General features: G+C 46.1%; 16 protein-coding genes and 1 tRNA gene. 3 read left to right on the top strand and 14 right to left on the bottom strand.

The window, feature by feature from the left end; translation table 11 throughout:
- Positions 1 to 101 precede the first annotated feature (101 nt).
- Positions 102 to 3,350, bottom strand: coding sequence for a sensor histidine kinase (locus H1S01_RS06245; protein ID WP_188039240.1), 3,249 nt, complete (start codon positions 3,348 to 3,350; stop codon positions 102 to 104).
- 278 nt (positions 3,351 to 3,628) lie between these two features.
- Between H1S01_RS06245 and H1S01_RS06240 the strand changes: the two genes are divergently transcribed.
- Entirely contained in the window at positions 3,629 to 4,369 is a 741-nt protein-coding gene (locus H1S01_RS06240; protein WP_188039239.1) for a hypothetical protein, read from the top strand.
- 190 nt (positions 4,370 to 4,559) lie between these two features.
- On the opposite strand, the gene H1S01_RS06235 is transcribed toward H1S01_RS06240, so the two are convergent.
- The 4 genes from H1S01_RS06235 to H1S01_RS06220 are packed head-to-tail and all read right to left on the bottom strand — an operon-like array spanning position 4,560 to position 9,053.
- On the bottom strand, positions 4,560 to 5,870 hold the full coding sequence (locus H1S01_RS06235; RefSeq protein WP_188039238.1) for a TolC family protein: 1,311 nt from the start codon (positions 5,868 to 5,870) through the stop codon (positions 4,560 to 4,562).
- 15 nt (positions 5,871 to 5,885) lie between these two features.
- Positions 5,886 to 7,073 (bottom strand): ABC transporter permease, encoded by a 1,188-nt coding sequence (locus H1S01_RS06230; RefSeq protein WP_188039237.1) that lies wholly within the window; start codon positions 7,071 to 7,073, stop codon positions 5,886 to 5,888.
- A complete protein-coding gene (locus H1S01_RS06225) occupies positions 7,070 to 8,410 on the bottom strand; it encodes an efflux RND transporter periplasmic adaptor subunit (protein WP_188039236.1) in 1,341 nt (446 codons plus the stop codon). The genes H1S01_RS06230 and H1S01_RS06225 overlap by 4 nt, the downstream gene beginning before the upstream one ends.
- The gene (locus H1S01_RS06220) at positions 8,388 to 9,053 is read right to left on the bottom strand and encodes an ATP-binding cassette domain-containing protein (RefSeq protein ID WP_188039373.1); all 666 of its coding nucleotides are present in this window, start codon (positions 9,051 to 9,053) and stop codon (positions 8,388 to 8,390) included. Before H1S01_RS06220 ends, H1S01_RS06225 begins: the two co-directional genes overlap by 23 nt.
- Positions 9,054 to 9,616: 563 nt before the next feature.
- Between H1S01_RS06220 and H1S01_RS06215 the strand changes: the two genes are divergently transcribed.
- Positions 9,617 to 10,987: an N-acetylmuramoyl-L-alanine amidase family protein gene (locus tag H1S01_RS06215; protein ID WP_188039235.1), complete on the top strand. Its 1,371-nt coding sequence runs from the start codon at positions 9,617 to 9,619 to the stop codon at positions 10,985 to 10,987.
- A gap of 982 nt (positions 10,988 to 11,969) precedes the next feature.
- Here H1S01_RS06215 and H1S01_RS06210 read toward each other — a convergent pair.
- The 3 genes from H1S01_RS06210 to H1S01_RS06200 all read right to left on the bottom strand — a co-directional run bounded on the left by H1S01_RS06210 (position 11,970) and on the right by H1S01_RS06200 (position 15,120).
- The gene (locus H1S01_RS06210; protein WP_188039234.1) at positions 11,970 to 13,658 is read right to left on the bottom strand and encodes a TIR domain-containing protein; all 1,689 of its coding nucleotides are present in this window, start codon (positions 13,656 to 13,658) and stop codon (positions 11,970 to 11,972) included.
- Between the two features lie 91 nt (positions 13,659 to 13,749).
- Entirely contained in the window at positions 13,750 to 14,718 is a 969-nt protein-coding gene (locus tag H1S01_RS06205) for a caspase family protein (protein WP_188039233.1), read from the bottom strand.
- An 18-nt stretch (positions 14,719 to 14,736) separates the two neighbouring features.
- Positions 14,737 to 15,120 (bottom strand): TIR domain-containing protein, encoded by a 384-nt coding sequence (locus H1S01_RS06200; protein WP_207732220.1) that lies wholly within the window; start codon positions 15,118 to 15,120, stop codon positions 14,737 to 14,739.
- Positions 15,121 to 15,800: 680 nt separating this feature from the next.
- Between H1S01_RS06200 and H1S01_RS06195 the strand changes: the two genes are divergently transcribed.
- Complete coding sequence (locus H1S01_RS06195; protein WP_188039232.1) at positions 15,801 to 17,156, top strand: tyrosine-type recombinase/integrase; 1,356 nt, start codon at positions 15,801 to 15,803, stop codon at positions 17,154 to 17,156.
- A 48-nt stretch (positions 17,157 to 17,204) separates the two neighbouring features.
- Here H1S01_RS06195 and H1S01_RS06190 read toward each other — a convergent pair.
- The 6 genes from H1S01_RS06190 to H1S01_RS06165 all read right to left on the bottom strand — a co-directional run bounded on the left by H1S01_RS06190 (position 17,205) and on the right by H1S01_RS06165 (position 20,746).
- A tRNA-Ala gene (locus tag H1S01_RS06190) sits at positions 17,205 to 17,280 on the bottom strand.
- 95 nt (positions 17,281 to 17,375) lie between these two features.
- Positions 17,376 to 17,648 carry a 4Fe-4S dicluster domain-containing protein gene (locus H1S01_RS06185; RefSeq protein WP_188039371.1) on the bottom strand — a complete coding sequence of 91 codons (273 nt, stop codon included), beginning with the start codon at positions 17,646 to 17,648 and terminating at the stop codon, positions 17,376 to 17,378.
- Between the two features lie 22 nt (positions 17,649 to 17,670).
- On the bottom strand, positions 17,671 to 18,240 hold the full coding sequence (locus tag H1S01_RS06180; protein WP_188039231.1) for a 2-oxoacid:acceptor oxidoreductase family protein: 570 nt from the start codon (positions 18,238 to 18,240) through the stop codon (positions 17,671 to 17,673).
- A gap of 1 nt (position 18,241) precedes the next feature.
- Positions 18,242 to 19,006 (bottom strand): thiamine pyrophosphate-dependent enzyme, encoded by a 765-nt coding sequence (locus H1S01_RS06175; RefSeq protein ID WP_188039230.1) that lies wholly within the window; start codon positions 19,004 to 19,006, stop codon positions 18,242 to 18,244.
- Positions 19,007 to 19,024: 18 nt separating this feature from the next.
- On the bottom strand, positions 19,025 to 20,110 hold the full coding sequence (locus H1S01_RS06170; protein ID WP_188039229.1) for a transketolase C-terminal domain-containing protein: 1,086 nt from the start codon (positions 20,108 to 20,110) through the stop codon (positions 19,025 to 19,027).
- 33 nt (positions 20,111 to 20,143) lie between these two features.
- Positions 20,144 to 20,746, bottom strand: coding sequence for a hypothetical protein (locus H1S01_RS06165; protein WP_341479044.1), 603 nt, complete (start codon positions 20,744 to 20,746; stop codon positions 20,144 to 20,146).
- Positions 20,747 to 21,124: the final 378 nt, after the last annotated feature.

The following is a 21,124-nucleotide window of genomic DNA, read 5'->3' as shown; positions in this document are numbered from 1 at the left end:
GTCGTACCGATTTTAATTCGGTACGACCTTTTTTACCACTAAAAATACTCAAAGCAATTGAAGGGAAACGACTATTATTTCCTCACTATATCGTCGTTCCCCTAATTAAAACCGACGACCCGTTCTTCTAGAATTTCCAGCAAGTAGCCGAGCCTCTGGACATCCATAGCTTTTGCGGCCTCTTCTGCCTTGAAGGAGTATCTCGCGATTTCTTTCGCTCCTACACTGCCGGAGGACCCTTTCAATTGATGCAAAAGAGCTTTTACTTCTGCAAGGTCATTCTTAGATAGCTGTTCCTTTATGCCTGCGATTAGTTTCTTTGACTGTTGGTGAAAGTCACGCAAAAGCGCTTTGCCATCCTCCCTGTCAAGGCCTGATTCATCTGTCAGGAAACGCATCGCTTCGGCATAATCGTTTCGATCCGTCTTTTCTTTGTACTGCTCCTCCGAGCTTCTTCCGTATTTCTCTAACACCTGCAGAACTTGGTCCAGGTTTACCGGTTTACTTAGATAATCATCCATGCCTGCTTCAAGACATTTTTCTTTATCATCTTTCATCGCATAGGCCGTCAACGCGACAATCGTCTTATGTCGTTGCCCACTTTCCGCCGCTCGTATCTGGCGCGTCGCTTCATAACCGTCCATGACGGGCATCTGGCAGTCCATGAACAGGATATCATAATCGTTATCATCGCAAGCCTTGACCGCTTCAGCCCCATTGACCGCAACGTCACAGCTAAGCCCTTTCATCTTCAATAGCTTAATAAAAAATTTCCGGTTCACTTCGTTATCTTCTACCAGCAGTATTTTAAGCTTATGGTTATATTTCGCTTCCCGGGCCGTGTGTCGAGTGATGAAGATATCCTCTTTTCGGTTACTCCCTTTCTTCCCGTCAAGAACCATCGCCACACAGTCAAGCAGTTCCGTCCTCTTGTAGGGCTTGGAAATATAGCCGGTAAAGCCTTTTGTTCTGGCGTGCTTAGCCTCAGCATTTGTCGTCACTGATGTGACAAGGATCAAGGGAATCTCTTGTGCAGAAGGCACAGCCTGAACCGCTTCGGAAAAGTCAAACCCGGACATCCCCGTCATTTTATAATCCACGAGGATTACATGATAGTTCTGCCCACCTTCCCCATTGATAAGCGTACTCAACCCTTCGGCGCAACTAGGAGCTTCGATAACGGTACAACCGACTTCTTCTAGGTATACCCTGGCAATAAAGCGGTTCATCGCTAGGTCGTCTAAGATTAAAACGCGTTTGCCTTTAAGGACAGAGTAATCGGGCAGGACCGGAATCAATGGATCTTCTGCCTTGTCCATCTGTACGGTGAAGAAGAAGGTCGTCCCTTTCCCTTTTTCACTGCTGACAGTGATCTCTCCCCCCATCATTTCCACAAGTCTTTTGCAGATGGCAAGACCGAGTCCCGTACCACCGTATTTCCGTGTAGACGAAGAATCAGCTTGGGTAAATGGGGCAAAAACCTTTTTCATTTCCTGCTCTGTCATCCCGATACCGCTATCAGACACGCAAAAAGCGATCTCCACCGTCTTTTCTGTTTGTCGACGCAGCAACACCTCAACAAAGGCTTCGCCCTGTTCCGTAAACTTCAAGGCATTGCTGACCATATTGCTGATCACTTGGCGCAATTTCGTCGGATCGCCGACTACATAGTGAGGAACGGTCGAGTTGATCATCACGTTCAGGTCGAGGCCTTTTTCTTTCGCCTTCGGTTCAAAGAGAACGACGGCCGCTTCAACCATGGCACGAATGTCGAAGGGGATATGTTCGATCTCCATCTTGCCGGATTCGATTTTAGAAATATCCAATATATCGTTGATCACGTTCAGCAAATTATCGGTAGACGTCTTCATCAACTGGATAAATTCCATCTGTTCCCCATTTAGCTCTGTCGTCTCCAAAAGTTGCAGAAAGCCGACCACCCCGTTCATGGGCGTTCGAATCTCGTGGCTCATACTGGCAAGAAACTGGCTTTTGGCTAGGTTCGCCGCTTCTGCCTGTTCCTTGGCAAAAATCAGTTGTTCTTGCGTTCTCTCTAACTCCGATGTCCTTTCTTTGACTTTCTCCTCAAGATTGTTGAATAGGGTATCTAATTCTTCAGCCATATGATTGAAAGCCGTCGCTAATTTTCCGATTTCATCATTGCGAAAGATCGTCGCCCGCTGTGATAAATTCCCTTCTGAAAACTTATCGGCGGCGTTGATCAGTTCACTAATCGGCTTCAGGATGAAATCGGTGCTTTTCTTATGGATGAGAATGGATAGGATAACCCCAAGGAGCGATAAGCCCAGGGCAGTGTAAATGTTTTTATTGATTTCGGCGGTATAAAAGCTTTCTGGGATCGCGGTGATGATCAGCCAGTCTAAACCGTCTTTTTTATACTCGGCAAAATTCACATGAAAGATATCCTGTTCTTTATAGATGATAATTTCATGATTGAAACTATTTTTGTAATCCTCGTATGCCTCAATGATCGGCTTGTTTTCAATCTCCGCGATGGTCTTTCTCTTGAGCTTCCCGTCGGGGAGAACATCAAAATTCCGATTTTCTAATGAGTTGGCAACCAGTTCTCCCGAGCCCTTTTCCACAATAAAAGCGACAGCACCCTGATCTTGTACAATCTCTTTGAGGCTGCTGTTCAGTTTCGATAAGGTAATATGTGTCCCTAACACGCCCTGAAGGATATGGTCTCTGTTGTAGATCGGATAGGCCGCCGAAAGAGCTAAATCGTCTTTTACAAAGTGTTTGTAAATTGGAGAAAAGACGGGCTTCCCTTTTTCTTTGGCGATGATGTACCAATCCCTCGTCCGGGGATCGAATTTTCCAAAGTCTCCGATGAATCCACCCTCGGTAAAGTCCTCGGTAAGTCGATAATAGCGCGAAATCCCCTTGGTCTCTGCATCGCTTCGGTAGATTTCTATCTCATTGTCTTTATTTCTGCGAGCTCCAAAATACTCGCCCTTTTCCGTGCCATAACTGAAACTGTAAATCTCCTCGGGGTTAGATTGAATCACCCGGGCAAAAAAGGCATTCCGTTTTTGCTTATTCGTGAGATCGACGATTCCATCGCGAATCAAATCGTCGTTCATTTCATTTATGTATAGGGGAAGTGAGACTGCGGTTTCCATTTTATCGTAAATCGCCCGATTCGCTTCTGCTTCCATCTTCGTAATGTGGCTGACCATGGAAGAGTTCCAGTTTGAAAAGACGACAAAAGTGATGACACCGATCGTCGCAATCATCAGCACAATAAAGGAAGCGCTGATGAGCAATCTCAAGGAGCTTCCTTGGCTTTCTCGATTATTTACGTCAGATTTAACGTTTGCATCCATATAACCACATCCGTTACTTCGATCTTTGTTTATTTTATCTTCTATATAAATGCTAGGAGTAAGTCCGTTGTCCCGAGCGTATTATATCGATTATAGCAGTACCCTGGCACCCATTAAAGTGATTGTCCTATCTTTTTCAATATTCATCGAAGGACTGTTTTTCTAAAAGAAATCTTAAAATCTGGCTGATACCATATTAAGATTTGCTTAGGATAATTAAAGGTGGATCATCGAATTCACCTGTCGAGTGAACAATACCAATGAAGTGAGGGGAAACCATGAGCATTCATCGAGAGATGAGCAGCGTGAAGAAAGGTCTTTCCGTCGCAGCGCTTCTCATCGCCTTGGCCGTCGTCGCCGGTTGTAACAGCAACGGGGCTTCCACTGCCAATCCGACGGCGCAAAGCCAATCAGGCAAAGAGGGTACCACAAACGGTGCCACCATCCCCCTTCCTAACCGTCAACCGGAACTGGTTGGCAAAGTCAAAGATATCGTAGGTAACGAAGTCACCCTGTACAAAGGAAAAGTCGAGCAAAATCAGGACGGTACTGCATCGAACAACAGCGGTGGCAATGGCGCTGCAAATGGCAACGGGCAAAACCAGAATAACCAAAACAGGCCTAACAGACAGAATAACCCCACTGGTCAGAACGACCCAAACGGCCAGAATAGCCAAAACGGTCAAAACGGGGAAACCCGCACCCAAAGAGATAACGGACAGAGACCGGCGGGCATGGGACGAATGACCTTTACCGATGAAACCGAGACCGTTCTCATTCCCGTAGGCACACCGATTGCGACGATGCAACGGGGCAGTCGCGTTGCCGTATCTGCCCAACTAACCGATATAAAAAAGGATCAAATCGTCCGCTTCTGGAAAAACGGCGATACGATTGAGTTTGTGCAACTCCTCGGTGGTGCGAACGGGGGTCAGCGGCCAAACCAGCAACCAGGGAACGGTCAGGCGGGTAATGGCAATCCACGGCCTGGGGGACCCGATGGAAACAACTCCCGGTAGATAAACCGTTCGACCTGGGAAGTACCTGTTTAGGTGTCTGAATCGCACAAAAAGATGTACATACTTATGGGGGAAGGTAGTCTTCGATTCTCAGAAGGCTACCTTCCCCTTTACTGTGAAAAATCAATTCCATGGTGACCTGATCGGATGAGCCTTCATGCCTTGACGAAACAAGTCATGAGCGTCTTGCTTAGTTCACCGTGATTCCTTCTTGCAAGAGGGTCAGTGCCTGTTGCGTCAGGAAGATATCCCGTTCGTTATTGAACAGTTTTTGATTGGCCTCGAATAAATCCATCTCGCTTTTCATGACTTGCAGAGATGTGGCATATCCGAGTTCATAGCGTTTTTTATCTGCATCATATTGGCGCTGGGCCGTGTCCACTTGGTTCTTGAATTGTGTCTCCGACTCTTGTTTTGAAGCCAGATCGGAAAGCAATTTGCGAATGCTCTGCTCAACCTGAGCATTTTGTTCTTTGAGGTCCACCTGTAATCCCTTTTTATCGAGGTGAAGAAGGTCTTCCTGGTAGTCCAGATCGTCGGCGCTTTTCGACGTGTCCCAACGATCTGATTCAATATCACTTACGGCATGATCTTTCTTCTGGATATCGCGCTCCAACTGGGATAGTTTTACGGTCTTCTTTCTGACGATGGGAGACAATTCGTCGAAGGTCGGAATTGATTCCATTCGTTTCACTTCTAGTGGTTTCAGGTTCAACTGAGCCTTGTAGTCCCGGCCCATCTGCTCATTGAAATTCCCCTTCAGTGTGGCCAGACTGCGCTGCGCTTCTGCAAGGGAACTTTCCGCAGCCGATTCCGTTTGCTCCAACTGGGACACCGTATCCTTGCTGCTTCCACCGAGTGCGAGGCGCTTTTTTTCCACTTCGAGCAAGCTTTTTTGGTAATTTCGTTTTCGCTGGAGCACGAGTATGTTCTGTTCTTGTTGCAAGATGGCCGCATATTGCTTTTGGATATCGTACTTCAGGGCTTCTTCTTGTTGCTCCTTGGCGATGGTCGCATCGTCATAGTTGTCTTTGGCATCGTTCATTTTGTCTCGTAAGGACTCTGTATCTTGCTGGTCCTTACGGTAGGTACTTTCTGCCGAATCCACTGTTTGTTCTTGAACATTAATCCTACTTTGTAACAATGCAATCTCGTAAGAAATGTCATTGATCTGGTCTTGGTAGCCGTGAGCTTGAGCATCGGATAATTTGATTTCAAGTATGTGTTTCTGATTATAGTATTCATCGAGCACTGATAGGGCTCGCCCATAGGTATCCAGAGACGACGGCGAGTCCGCATTATCGTATTTTCGTTCGGCTTGGTCATAGTTGATTCGTGCCCGGTCGATGTTAAGCTGTGATTTTTCCAAGTCACGGCTGTGGCTGATGGCTAAGACAGTCGCCTCTTCCAGGTTGAACGTATTTTCCTCTGCATAGGCCGGTATCGAGTGGAACGCCAAAAGGGTAGTTACGGCAAAGATGGAGAGCAGTTGTTTTTTCATAGTGTCTTCCCTCGCTTATTCATAGCGCAATGCCTCAATCGGATTCAGATCAGCCGCTTTCCAGGCGGGATAGAATCCAAAAAACACGCCGGTGATTACGGAAAACAATAGACCCAGCATGAGGCCGTTCAAAGTCGGCAGTGCAGCCAGTTCAAAGTAACTGAGCACAGGTAGCATGCTGTATCCGATGATGCTGCCCAAGATGCCGCCCACAAAGCTGATGACGACAGCCTCACCTAAAAACTGACTGAGGATCTCGGAACGGGTCGCCCCTATCGCTTTGAGCGTACCAATCTCTTTCGTCCGTTCTTTGACCGTCACGAACATGACGTTCATGATGCCGATCCCGCTGACGATTAAGACGACGACAGCGACGGACAGCAAGAGCATGGACATCGTTTTGGCTGTCGATTGGGCGGAGGCCAACCGGCTCCCGGCATCGACGATGCGGAATTGATCGGATCCGCCCAAACGATGGGTTTCATCGAGAATCGATTTAATATCGTCAATGGCCGAAGACACGGAGTTTAAGTCTTTGGCGACAACCGTAATGTTGGGATTCGATCGGTTCCCAAGCAGGTATTTCTCGGCCACGCTCATGGGTAGAAATACGGAGTCGTCATAGCTCATGAAGGAGCCTGAATCACCGACGCGATTCAAGAGACCGACAACCTCAAAAGATCGGCTGTTGATCTCGATACTCTTGCCCACGATCTCATCAGGGTTGCCGTCTGTGTAGGTATTGGCAAATTCAGAGCCAACGACGGCAGCGCGACTGTGCTTGCTCTCATCGTCATCTTCCAGCAACCGGCCGATTTGAACGCTCAGATGGTTGGCCTCTTGGTACTCCGGTACGATCCCAAAAAAGGAGCCTTTATTTCCATAGTTGCCGTATTTCATCGTCCCTGATCCGTTGATCACCGGATATGCCGAGGCCACATTGGCGCTTTCGGTAAGGCGTTCTGCGTCTTTTTTGGTGAGTGGGTCTTTGACCTTCCCCCGCGTAGCTGATGTGACCATAATCGTGCCCACATTGAGTTTGGAGTATTGCTGATTCACCTGGGCTTCCCCGCCGGCTCCGATGGCGACAACAAGGAAAATCGTCGCTGTACCGACTATCACCCCGAGGGTGGTGAGCAGACTGCGAAACTTATTGTGGTAGATATTGATGAAGACCAGCTTGATCAGTTGCCGAACTTTCATCGGAAACCACCTGCATTGTTGCCTGCGTTATTTCCCGCGCCGCTCCGGTTGTTCCCTTGGGTAGTGTTTTTAGTGGTACTTTGATTGCTATTCTTCGCATCCGTCGCAGCAGCTTTCTGCCTTTTCGGAATGACGACGGTTTCATTCCCATTTAGACCTTCGAGCACCTCAACGGTAGTCCCGTCGGAGAAGCCGGTCTTGATCGGCCTTTCCACCATCACACCTTGATCATTGAGAACGGTCACAGCCTGTTTCCCGTCGACTATTTTGACAGCACTATAGGGGATATTTAGGCATTGATCGACCTCTTTGATCACAAAGGTGAAGCTGGCCGTCATGCCATCGCGCAGATCGTCGTCCGCATTCGTAATCCGAACGGTCACAGGATAGCTTACCAGCCCGGACGAGTCTGTGGCGGGAAGGTGGTCGATCTTGGTCACTTCCCCCACATACTTTTTGTCAGGAACGGCGTCTACAGCGATGTTTACCTTCTGCCCGATTTTGACTTTGCCGATGTCGTATTCGATTACTTTCGTCGTCGCATCGATTTCGTTGTTTTCGTGGAGCACAGCAAAGTCCTGATCCTCGGCGACATTCTCGCCCGCCTTTTTGACCAGCTTTAAGACTTTACCCGATACCGGTGCATACAGCACGGTGTTTTCTAAGTTTTCCTTGGCCATTTTTACAGACATTTCACTTTGGGCGAAGGAATCGCTCCGTTCATATTCGGACTTGGCCAGTTCGTACTTCTTTTGCTGGTTCCTGTACTCGATTTCGCTGCTTTCCAAATCGGCTTTTTTGGATTTTATATCATTGGCGCTGTAGGCATCGGGCAACTGTTGCATCATAGCATAGTCGTCTCGTAACTTTTGCAGATTCGTTTCCATCTGTTTCAGCTTTAATTCCGAATCCATCAAACTGGTGTACTGTGAGTTTTTGCTTGTCCGGCTCTGCTCTTGGGTATCATTGAGTTTGGCGACGGCGAGGTCGTACTGGTCTCGGTAGTCTTTATCATCAAGCCTGGCGATGACAGCCCCGGCCTCCACCATGTCCCCCTCGTTGACGAGAACGCTATTCACCCTGCCCTTGACGTTGAACTGCAATGTCACTTCGGAAAATTTGATGGTTCCATCGGATTGAAGGCCGACGACAATATCTCCTCGTTTCACTTTTGCCTGGTCGTATTGGACCTCTGTTTGAGTATTGCTTTTTTGATGTTTCCAAGCGGCGTAACCGCCTACGACGACGAGAGAAGCGACTACCGCGAAGGCGATCCACTTTTTCGCTTTGATTTTTTGGGCTATGTACTGAACCTTAGTTTTCGTAGAGCCTTCCATCTCGGATAAACACAACCTTTTGCATTTTTTCGGCGACTTCGGTGTCATGGGTGATCACGAGGATGGTATTCCCCTGATGATGCAGATCTTGAAATATCTTGATGGCGTCCAAACTCGATTTGCTGTCTAAGTTACCGGTCGGTTCGTCCGCTAAAAGCAGGGGCGGATCTCCCACGATGGCGCGGGCAATGGCTACCCGTTGTTGCTGCCCCCCCGATAGTTCGTTGGGGCGGTGTTTTAGGCGGTTTTCCAAACCGAGCAGGATGAGTTTCTCTTTTGCTCGCTCATAGGCCTCAGCTTCGTCGATACCCCGGTAGAGAAGAGGGAGCATCACGTTCTGAATCGCCGTCAAACGCGGCAGCAAATTGAACTTCTGAAAGACAAAGCCGATTTTTTGGTTTCGCATATGGGCCAACTGCTTCTCGTTCGCTTGAAGAACGTCAACCCCGTCGAGAAAATATGTACCGGAAGTGGGCTGATCGAGGCAGCCAAGGACATTCATCAGCGTTGACTTACCGGAACCGGAGGGGCCTAAGATCGCCGTGAAATCGTTTTCCATAACTGTAATACTCACGTCATCGAGAACGCGCAAAAGCTCTGTCCCTGTCTGATATTCCTTAATGATGTTGCGCGCATCGATGATGCGTTTTTTGTTTTCCAGACTAAACACTCCAGTTTTAGGTTTTTTCTCAGTGTGCTTTATTCCTTACCAGTGTAACAAACAGATTTTTATAAATTGTGGAGATTTCTTTTTGGTTTTACTTTTTTAAAAAATAAAGCGGTCGTTCGCAATTCTCTACGAACGACCGCTTTCCCCTAATCTCACATTCTGTGTGTGAAAGTCTGCAACTGGCCCTCTCAGCCTTTATATACAGATTACCCCGGGGCTAACGAGGGAAAACCGCACGAAGTAATCCTCGCCCTCTATAATCCAAACAGGCAATAAAAAAATGCACCAGCCTAAATATAGCTTTTAGTTATTAAGGACGACGTTTGTGTAGTCCTTTTTTCTTAACAAAATCTTAATACCTGCTAAAAACGATTCGTAAAAAACCACGTTACAATTTAATTGGGGGTAGTCTGCAATTAATTTAGATATATGGACTGACTAATCCTTCGGACGGGTATATCATAGTACATATCTTCATGGGGTTAACCCTTTCGCAAACTTATCGGGTTTGTAGACCAAATCTCCGGAGGCTATTCATGAAATCTTTACTTCGCAGCATGGTTCTCGCCTTAATGGTTTCTATCTTTACCTTGTCGACACCGCTATTTGTGGCGGCTCAGCCTACCCTGAGCGTCTTGGTAAACGGCAATCCCGTTAATTCCGATGTACAGCCGGTGATCAGTAATGATCGTGTCCTTGTCCCTATCCGAGCCGTCTCGGAGTCACTGGGAGCCACAGTAAATTGGTATAACGAGACGAAAACGGTCGTGGTGACAAAGGGTTCCACGGTCATTCAGCTGACTGTCGATTCCAAGGAGATCGTCGGTACCTTTGGACGAAAGGAAATCGATGTTCCGGCCCAGTTGATGAATGACCGCGTCTTTCTTCCCGTCCGGGCTGTGGCCGAACTCTTTGGATGTACGGTGAACTTTGATGACGCGACGAGACAGGTTCAAATTTCCATGCCCGATAATCCCGGGCCAACTGCGCCAAGTCCCGTAACTCCACCGGATTCACCCTCACGCGGATCAACCTCTAGCCCCGTGGTAACGACACCACAACTCACTCGCGTATATAAATCGGGAGCCGGTATTTTCTCATTGAACATAACTGGTGCGGCCAATATTACATATAAAGCTTTTGAGTTATCGAACCCACATCGGCTTGTAGTTGATTTGTCGAATGTGACGACTGATATCCCCAAAGGGAGCCTCCCTGTATCGGGCGGTCCCGTAAACGGTGTCCGCCTGGGGATTCGAGACGATGGAGGAATTCGCATCGTCTATGATCTCGCAGAACCGGATACTGGGACCCGAATCAAATACACGATATCGCAAACACCCACCGGTATTACTGTCGATTTCAACCGCAAGGCGATTCGGATCGTTATCGATCCGGGTCATGGTGGAAAAGACACAGGGGCCATCGGGAATGCGGGCGTTCAGGAAAAAGACGTCGTGCTGAGTGTCAGCTTGAAATTAGCAAGCGCGCTTAAGGCAATGGGGATTGAAACCATATTAACTCGTTCCGATGATACCTTTGTCGAGTTGGAAGACCGGGCCGAACTAAGTCATGATAAAGCCCCAGATCTGTTTTTAAGTATCCATGTGAATTCCGCAGACTCCCCGGAGGCCCATGGAACAGAGACATGGTACCGGTACGAGGAATATGCCAATTTAGCGTCAGTGTTTGAAAAAGATCTAGCTGCTGGACTGGGACGAACCGATCGCGGGGTTAAAGATGGCAACCTTTGGGTGTTAAAACCGGAAGAAGTCCCGAGTATTCTGGTGGAGTTGGCCTTTATCTCCAATAGCGAAGAGGAAGCTTTATTAAAATCGCAGGATTTTCAAAACAAAGCGGTGTCGGGGCTTGTTAAAGGTGTCCGGGATTACTTTAAGCTACGGTGAACGGGGGTAAAAAACTTTTATCTCCCTTATCAGGGAAAATGAAATCGGAAATCAAAAATGGGCCGTTACAAAGATCAACGTTCTTTGTAACGGCCCATTTTTCTACTAATTCCCGACCTATTAAACAAAAATCGGGGTCCTTAAAGTCTTGTAACCTCGGGTACCCCGACATAAACGACTATATTGGTGGAGATGAGCGGGATCGAACCGCTGGCCTCCTGCATGCGAATTTTAAGGTATATACTTTTTGCCTTTCACAACCGATCCCATCGAATCTTAACGAATACCAAAAAAGCTTATAACATCAACGTTTTTTGCCACTCATTATGTTATCAAGGATCATCTAATCGTATCTAATCCCAAGTACATTGGCATCATCGTTGGCATCATTGGCATCGGTGTTGGCATCAGCAAAACGATAACAGAGAGTGATTCACCCATGGATCTTAAGCCCTAGAGAATAGTCGGTTACAATTATTTGCCTCAGTTTTTTTCCTTTCGCTATTCCACAGTAACAGAAGGTTGAAGGGACTGAACTTTTTACCTTTTTACGTGTTTCTTAAGGATAATCGCTTGAACTTTTAGACTACGTACTCCTCTGCTTTGCCTCCGAGCCATCGAATATAAGGTAAACCGAAATTACGAATCCGATTAATTTAGTAGCTTCATTTTCGACCGATGCGAAAAATGCCCTCTTGATTTTTTGCGGTTAAAAAAACAACGTCTGAATGCTCTCACGTTGCTCTATCAACCATTTTAAATTGATAAAGAGACGGGGGCCGACAGCAAATTAACGAGTGTTTCCCTTAGAAAGATTCGATCGTTAATCTGTAATAGAGAAATAAGTAATTTTAAGGATATCTTCCAACAACAAAAGCAACTATCATATTAGATACGTTTTGACTCATTACTTTCTAGCGAAGCTTTAGCAACATCCCTTAATATAGAACCCTTGTACACCTATTAATTAATTTTTGGTTTCTTAGAAGTTATATTTCTCTAGTAGTTGTATCTCCTTCATCTTAATAATTAGGTTTATCGCCAAGTTTTCTATATACGTTAGGTCTTCTGAATTAAGTTTATATTGCTTGTACTCCGCGTTTAAATCAGTAAACACTCTGATACATCTTAGTAAGCTATCAGCTAACTGGGAGTTATTGCCATCCAGGTTAATTATGCTTTCAAATCTTTTTCCTCCCAAATAATCTATTATCTTTCTTGATATAATATTTGGTGAATCAGAATTGTCAAATTTCGGAGCAGAAATTTTTGATGCAATATAGTAGTAATCCATTACTGGATGTACCCTATTCAAACAAAAGCATAAGATATCCCTTAAAATAATAATTTCATCATAACTAACTATAACGTTTGATAAGCTATAAAAGCTTTGCATCTTTGAAAATATATCATCGTTGTAAAATAATTTGTAATAGTCTTGTTTTATAAAGTCTTCCACTCTTATGCGGTTCTTGTCACAAATAAACGGAATAAATGAGTTGGTTAACCAAGTATAAGCTGTTCGAACCCCCCAACTATCGCTCTTATTAATTTTTACTTCTTCGAATCTGTTCTTGGTAATATCGTTAATACTAATGTAAATATTTACATCGTCATTTAGTAAATGTTTATCTTTCTCAGCTCTAAAGATTGCATGTTCACCCCTATTTAACCCTACATCATTTAATGTTGTAGGAGTGTAAACATGTATATAATCATTATTGTGTTGAAAGATATTCCACTTTGTTTTGTTTAATTCCCAATCATATTCATTGGCAACACTAATTAATAATTTCCAGTGCTCCCTTCCTATTCTCAATAATTTATATTTGTATTTGTTGTCTATTAGATCAAAATTGGTGACTTCAAATTTTGCTTCAAACTCTTTTAACTTATTTAATAATAAGTTTTTGTTTTTAAAAACCTTATTATTTAGTTTTTTATAAACCCCACTAGGGACTAGCATATTAAAAGCATTAGTGTTAAATGATATTAAGTTGTTTTTAATATTTAGTGTTTCTTTATAACTTTTTAAGAATAACTCTACGGTCTGGTTATGATTTAAGTAAAAAGCCAGATTCCCATAACTTATGGTAGAGCTAATTCTAACCGGATACTCACTATAGTAATAACTCATATCAATGTCTTGATTAGCGCTGGCGGAATAGTGAATGAGCTTCCCTTTTACTTCATTCTTCTCATTATCACTTTTTCTTCTGCTAATTATCTCTTTTATTCGTTTTAGTTCTGTGTCATACATTTCTTGATTAGACATGTCATAGTAGCTTAACCCAGATACGCTTTTGGGTAATTCGACTCGGTTATCTTTTCTTTTGTACAATATTGGTATTAAGGATTCTTTGTCATTGTGAAATCTTTTTATTATATAATCTGTTTCTTTTTCAACCCAACTTCTCTCTTTTGTTGGGTCGTATTTCAAATTAGCTTTTTCTATGTATGAGGGGGTAATAATGATTATAATATAATCTGAATCTAGCATATTATCGTAGACAAATCGATCTATATCCCGGCTTGTCCCTTTGTTAATTTCATTTTTATCAAATACTAATTCCAGTTTCTCATCATATAGGTCGTGTATTAATTTATCAACCCAAACCTCATTGTCCTCTTCAGCCCAACTGTAGCTTATATATATTTTTATTTTATCCACATTTTCTTCCTTTAAAATAAGCATAAATATCAAATCTTTTTAAAATGAAAATCTTACTGTACGCCGAAGTATATACATAACGTACTCATTTTCAAATCCTATTATCTTTTATAAGTCTCCAATAATGATACCCTAGAGCAGTAAGTTTACATGCTTTTGAATTCATCGCAGCAAAATACATATGTTCCTCATCAACTGGAACTACCAATCCAACACTTTGGAACTTCTGTAAATCCTTAAATTTCGAAACATTTTCTGGAACCGCATATGGTTTTATTACCTTATGGTCTATATCTTCCGTATTGGTATATTCAAATGAGGGATCTAGCGGAAACTTTGCGTTGGGATTAGGAAAATAATCAATAAGCCTTCTTATGACATCAATAGAAACTTGGGGATTTACTGTACGCAATGATGTAAACCGGGAAATATTGGTTTTAAAAACAGGCCTTTGGTCCCATGGTCCTAAAGCTTGATCAATATAAGAATAAACGCTACCCGGTGTTATGCTGCCTCGTAAATCAGCTGAACCACCTTGTAGAGCATCTAATAATAGATTTGTAAAGACTCCATGTCCATTTATCTCTAAGGATGTCTCATAATCTCTACTAGCAGTAAGTATTGAAACCCCTTCTCCAATCTGTGCATTAGCCCCTCCGTTTACCTTAGGTGAACCAAATGCACCAGAATGACAACAATCAAGAATGATAATCTTATTTTTAGACTTCGAATTGTTTGCCATATAAAGTATTTCATCCATAGAAACACCTACATCATGTGCCTTATAATCAGGGGTTACAATATAACCTCCAACATCATCGATAAAGCCATGACCAGAGAAATAAAATAACGAAGTATCGCTATCTCCCTTAAAGAGTTCTGCGATTAAAGATTTCAACTCACCTTTATTCGAAATATCATGAATTAGTTTAACATCAAAATTGGGTGAACCATCACCGTTTTTCGCAATAATTCCGGCAAATGCATTAGCGTCATTTATGCATCCGTTTAGTTTTGACTGAGGGTAATTGTTAATTCCAACGACCAGTGCCTTTCTCATTAAAAGCCACCTACTTTCCTAGTCTAACGATTTAAGCCAGTTAGCAATGTTATTCCACGTCCAGTTTATAACCTTTACGCCTTTTAGCTCATCTGGAAGAATAGTTGGGCGATTATCATGGTTCCCCCAAATACCTATGCAAGGAATACCTTCTTCTTTGGCGCATCTTATTTCCCAAAGTTGTCCATCTGCATTTTTTGTATTCTTCGTTACAATTACAATAACCCCATCACATCCCTTGATTTTAGTTCTGCATTTTGTTTTCCATGCAGAATCCCAAGGTTGTTTCACAGACATATCGACAAACTCAAATGGAGATTTTTCATTTCTAGATTGCCCCACCAAGAAGTCCCTCAAGGTCTTGTCTTCAATAGCAAAACTAATAAAGATTCTTTTCGCCAATATAATCTCTCCTTATTCTATATTAAACATTGATACAGTTTGCTTTATCTCGTATTTGTTAGAATTCCCGTTACTTTTGTCTAAGCCTTTTAGAATTTGATACTTCTCAGCATTCATTTCTGAATAAACTTCTTCATTTGATATTAGGATCGTAACCCCCCCATGCAATTAAGCCAATATATGTATTTTATCATCAAAACGTTTAAGATTTTGTCGAAATATGTCACGACTTTTGTTTTTATTCATAGACAAAAAAATCAAGAGAAAGACCGCTAGTTATCATTGTAATCTCGATGAACGGTCTTTCTCTTATTAAAAATTTAGTAACATAACAACAGTATCCCGTACACGCCTAATTACCGAACCTTAAAAAGCCTTATTTATCAGGGATCCGCGCCATATAAGCCTTACTCAGTGGTAATAGTCGGACCTGCTTGTGTAATCAAAATACCCTTTCGGTGATTAGGTGAAAACCGTTCCATATTGAATAAAGAACGTTCGGTGATTAGGTAAATCGGAAGTAACGCTCTCCATCTTAAGTGGGGGGCGTTTTTATTTCTGACCAAAAAATTTTTTTAAGAGAGAAAGCAGTTGGGCAGAATTACCATACACGTGCTTGCATGATTGTTAGTTATAGCACGTCGTTGGCTCAGATACACAAAACAAGGAGGAAAAAAATCATGGCACCAAAGGCCCCAAGGAAAGCGAAAGAACCCATCAGAAAGCCGAAGCGTGCGAACGGCGAAGGATCTCTTAGTCAGCTTAAAGATGGTCGCTGGCAAGCACGCTTCTGGCGAATAGATCCGTTGACCCAGGAACGTAAACGCATGGCGGTATATGGTCGTACCAAAGAAGAAGCTGGGGCAAAAATGAGAAAGGCCATGCACGAAATAGAAACTGGGAGGTTCATCGATCCGAATAAAATCACCTTAGCAACATGGATAAACCAATGGCTCGATACTTATAAAAAGCCTGTTTTGAAACCTAGCACTTACGCACTCTATGAAATGACGTTCCGAACGCATATTGAACCCACTTTAGGTAAAAAGACACTTCAAAACCTGCAAACGGCAGAGATTCAAAAACTTATAAATTATAAGGCCAAGAATGGTAAGCTAGACGGTTCAGGTGGTCTCTCAACCCGTAACCTACACTTAATCCATCAGATAATATCAGGAGCATTAAAGCAAGCCGAGAAAGAACAGAAAGTTTTCCGGAACGTCGCAGATGCAGTCGAGCTCCCATCCATCAAGTACACTGAAATTCAACCCCTGACCTTAGAGCAGGTCAATAACTTTCTCGATGTTGCCAAAGACAGCAGGCACTATGCAGCCTTTTTGCTGGAATTGACAACAGGCCTTCGACGAGGCGAATTATTGGCACTAAGATGGGCAGATATCGACCTTGAAAAGGGCACCTTAAAGGTCAATCAGAGCCTATCCAGAGTGGCTGTACAAGAAGCAGATTCAAAAACACAACTTATTTTTCAAGCACCTAAAACGAAGAAGTCACAACGGACAATCAAAATTCCGCCCGACGCCTTGAAGGAACTTAAAATCCATAAGGTAAAGCAGGCTGAGGAACGGTTGGCGAAAGGGTCGGGCTACTCTGATCAAGGTCTCGTTTTTTGCGGATCGGAAGGCCAACCAATCGATCCACGGTCGTTCACCCGTCGATATGAAACACTGTTAGAAAAAGCAGAAGTACCTAAGGTATCCTTTCACGCACTCAGACACACCGTCGCTGTCCTGCTCATCAAGGCAGGCGAGAAAGTAAAGAACGTCCAAAATCTTCTGGTCACGAAAAGTTCAGTACAACGATGGACATTTACGCCGATTATATCGACGACGAAGAGATGGAAAATGTATCTAACCGAATGCAATCACTCATCGGTAAAAAATAAAAAAGCCCATCGGATAGATGGACTATGCTTGGCTAGGAAGGTCAAGTCTAATGGCTCGACCTTCCGTAAATTCAACGTAAAATCAATCGTTGGCATCAGCGTTGGCATCAACCCTGTTTTGGCATCACTCTGAGACATCAGCCAAAAACCCCGGAACCCTTGATTTTACTGAGTTTTTCAATGGTGGAGATGAGCGGGATCGAACCGCTGGCCTCCTGCATGCGAAGCAGGCGCTCTCCCAGCTGAGCTACACCCCCACGTGACAAAAAATATTATAGCGCAAAGGTATGCCGGATGCAAGTCGCATCCGGCCTCCTTTTCTACCCATATGGTTTTTATAATCTTGCGTATCTTACGCCTTCGGCTGCTTCTGCTCTTCCGGCTTCAGCTTCTCGACGACGATAGCGCAGTCCGGGCAGACGTTCTGACAGATGCCGCAAGCGATACAGGCAGGGTCCTGCTGCACTTCTACGGCCGGTGTGCCGTAGACGCCGAGCTTCTTCGACCAGGTGATCGTGTCGGTCGGGCACTTCTCGATGCATAGTCCGCAGCCTTTGCACAAGCCCGGGAATACGCTATGGCGCCCTTTTCCGCTCTCGATCGTATATACCTTCCATTCGGCCATTTGGAGAAGTTCCTCCTTTGTCTTACAGCTGGCTTTCAACCAACTGCATACCCCGTTCCAGCGCACGGTAGTTCAGTTCCCGTAGCTTGGGGTCTTGTTCGAATTTGTATCCTAGTCGATCTTCTAAAGCTTTTTTCGCCTGATCTTCGCTAACCACGTGCGTGGATCGGATCACAGCGCCCATGATGATGATATTGAAGACCCGGGGGTGAAGTTCGTTCTTCGCTGTTTCGATGGCCGGGATGCCAATGACCTTTTTGGCACCCTTCGGCAGATCGTCTTCGACGCCTTCGATGGCCGTGTCATAGACGAAAACGGTGTTTCCGTCTACATACTGAGCACAGCGGCGGACGGCCCGGTCGGACAAGGCGATGACGATATCGGCTTTTTCAAACTTGGGTGAACCGACTTTTTCTTTCTCGGAAATCTGCACGAAGGCGATGGAGACGCCGCCCCGCTGTTCAACGCCAAAGTTCGGAATATAGAGGGCTTCTTTGCCTTCTTCATTGGCCGCTTCGGTGATAATCTCCGCGACCGACTGCACCCCTTGACCGCCTTCACCGGCCAGGGCGATCTTGACGAGTTTGGACATCTTACTGCCCCTCCTTCTTGGCGGGAGCTTTCAGTTCGCCGACCTTGAAGTATTTGGTCATTTCCTTCTCGACGAACTCCCAGGTCTTCGCCGCATTCGTCCGCCAGTTGGTCGGGCAGGCCGATAGGGCTTCGACGAAAGAAAAGCCGTTGCCGTCGATCTGGTTTTGCAGGGCTTTTTTGAACATCTGGGTCAGTTGGCGCAAGTTCGCCATGGTCCCCCGGGCCACATAAGCACTGGCCGGTGTGATGGCGGCGACCATTTCCGGACCGAGGGTCGGATTCCCCGTCGATTCGGGATCGCGGCCGTAGGGAGACGTTTCGGTCTTCATCCCCGGCAGGGTCGTCGGCGCCATCTGGCCGCCGGTCATGCCGTACTGGACGTTGTTCGCTACGATGACGAGGATCTTTTCGTTCCGGCTGGCGGCGTTGACAAGGTGCTGCGATCCGATGGCATAACCGCCGCCATCGCCCATGTAGGCGATGCAGATCCGGTCGGGACGAGCCCGCTTGACACCGGTCATAACGGGGGTGGTCCGTCCGTGGTGGGTTTGGATGGAGTCGCAGTTAAAGAGGTCCCAGGACAAGAGGGAACAACCGATATCACAGCCAAAGACCACCCGGTCTTGGATACCCAGTTCATCGATGGCCGTGCCTAGGGCTTTTAAGATGTCGCCGTGACCGCAGCCAGGGCAGAATTTATGAGGCTTCGTCTCCTGCCGCCAGCATTTGGGCATTTTCGGTTCTAATACCGTTGCTACTGTCATGGTGCTTCGACCCTCCCCTTAGATCATGGCCTTGACTTTATTTACGATTTCGTCGGACGTGATGCCGAGGCCCGGCTTAAAGATAGTTTCCATGGGCGTCGTCAGGCCATAGAGAGCGTCGGTGACGATTTTAGCAAACTGGCCTTGGGACGATTCGACGATGAGCAGTTTTTTCGCTTTTTCGGCGATGGGGCGCAGGGCGTCCTTCGCAAAGGGCCGCAAGGTAATCGGCCGGAAGAATCCCGCTTTCACGCCGGCAGCACGGAGGTTGCGAACCGCTTCGATGGCGGCGCGGGAGACAATGCCGTGGCACAAGATGACCACATCGGCGTCATCGCATTCCATGGTGCTGTGCTCGACGATCTCCGGTGCCATTTTCTCGTAGGCGTCAACGAGATCCTTGACGACCTCATAGAGTTCTTCTTCGGTGTTGTAGGTGTTGCGCAGGTGCGCCGGATCGCGATCGACACCGGGCATTCCGGGCAGACCGACGAGCGGATAGGTGTCCACCATCTTTATGCCGCGGACTTCCGGATCATAGATCGTCACAGACTCGCGCATCTTCGCCTGGTAGCCGTCGCCTAAGACGAAAGTGGGGAACCGGTATTTCCAAGCCACGTTGAAGGACTTAATGGTGTAATCGAAGAGTTCTTGGTGCGACGAGGTGGAGTACACGACACGCAGGCCTTCGCCGTTGGCGCCGAAGCAGGTCATGGTCACTTCCTGCTGGGAATAGATGACCGTCGCTGTCGATGGGCCGCCCCGCTGCTGGATGATGAAGACGGCAGGAATGCGCATCATTTCGGCCATGGACATGGCTTCTTGCATGAGCGTGTTCCCAGGACCAGCCGTCGCGGTGAAGCAACGTTTGCCGGACATAACGCCGCCGCAGGTGGTAAAGCCGGCCGAGATCTCGTCTTCCGTCTGGAGGAACGTCCGGTTGTGTTTGGGCGCTAAGCGCGTCCAGTAGTGCATGATTTCGTTTTGAGGTGTGATGGGGTAGCCGTACATGACATCGACGTTTGCAGCGAGTGCGGCATAGGCGCACACTTCGTTGCCCGTCATGAACATGCGTTTTTCCCCTTGAATCGGCTTGTCTGCCATGAGTGAGGAGCACCTCCTGAAGCTAGATATGTTTTACCAAAAGGTTCGAGGCATGTAGCGCGTTAAAAAACGGATCGGTTGTCCCAAGACATCGTCCTCGGTAAGGATTCCGCGAAACCTCTCGTCGGCCGCAGTGGCTTCCACGGGCAGACCGAGTACCTGCGCGGCTTTCGATACCAGGCGGGCTCCCTCTCGAATGAGCGCGATGTCCGTCTCATCAGCGAGGTGGGTGTTGTTGATGAGCGCGTCGACCCGTCCGAGTCCTCGCACATGTTCGAGGATGTCATCGACGGAAGAGGTCATGGGCCGGGAGGCGTTGATGACGGCGATGACACGCAGGGCTTTATGCTCTTCTACCCCATGAAGGAGATTGAGCGTTTTGGACCCCTCGACGCCGTAACCGATATCGAGGACGATGTCCCCTTCCCGGTGAAGCGACCAGAGCATGTCCCCCCGGATCAAGGTACCAGCCTCGCCGAGTCCCATCGTGTCCCGGGTCTCCCAGGCGATTACGGTCATGCCCTTCGCTTCCAGTTCCCGCTTGATCGGCCGGAGGGTATAGAAGGGTTCCACCACATCTAAGTCGACCAAGGTCACTGGGCGGCCCTGCTCCAGGAGTTCGAGAGCACGGTTCACGGCATTTTCACTCTTGCCGCTGGCATACTCGCCGATATATGCTTCTACGACCCGCTGTTGTTCTGAGCCAGTGATTGGGCACCACCTCCGCTATCGTTTATTTTCCCCGAGGCCCGTAAAAACATGCCGCTATTCCCACGAAAGAGCCGAATAGGGCTTATTTTTTGCCATCGTCATTAAAAAGACCCTAGTCAGTATGTAACTATCCCTAGAAAAACGTCGAAACGCGCTTCGTCTCCCTGAAGGATATCATCCCCGTTTTTTCATTTCAATAGCGCCCCTCATCCGTGACGAGCACCGTCCAAGTTATTCTTTTCTTAAGCCGCCGACGAAATATTTGGAAAAGGGGTTCCTATGCAGCGAGGACGGGGTGATACC

Source organism: Heliobacterium chlorum, assembly GCF_014502795.1.
Taxonomy (GTDB): domain Bacteria; phylum Bacillota; class Desulfitobacteriia; order Heliobacteriales; family Heliobacteriaceae; genus Heliobacterium; species Heliobacterium chlorum.
Note: the sequence above shows the minus strand (reverse complement) of the source record. Positions and strands in the feature narration are given on the sequence as shown.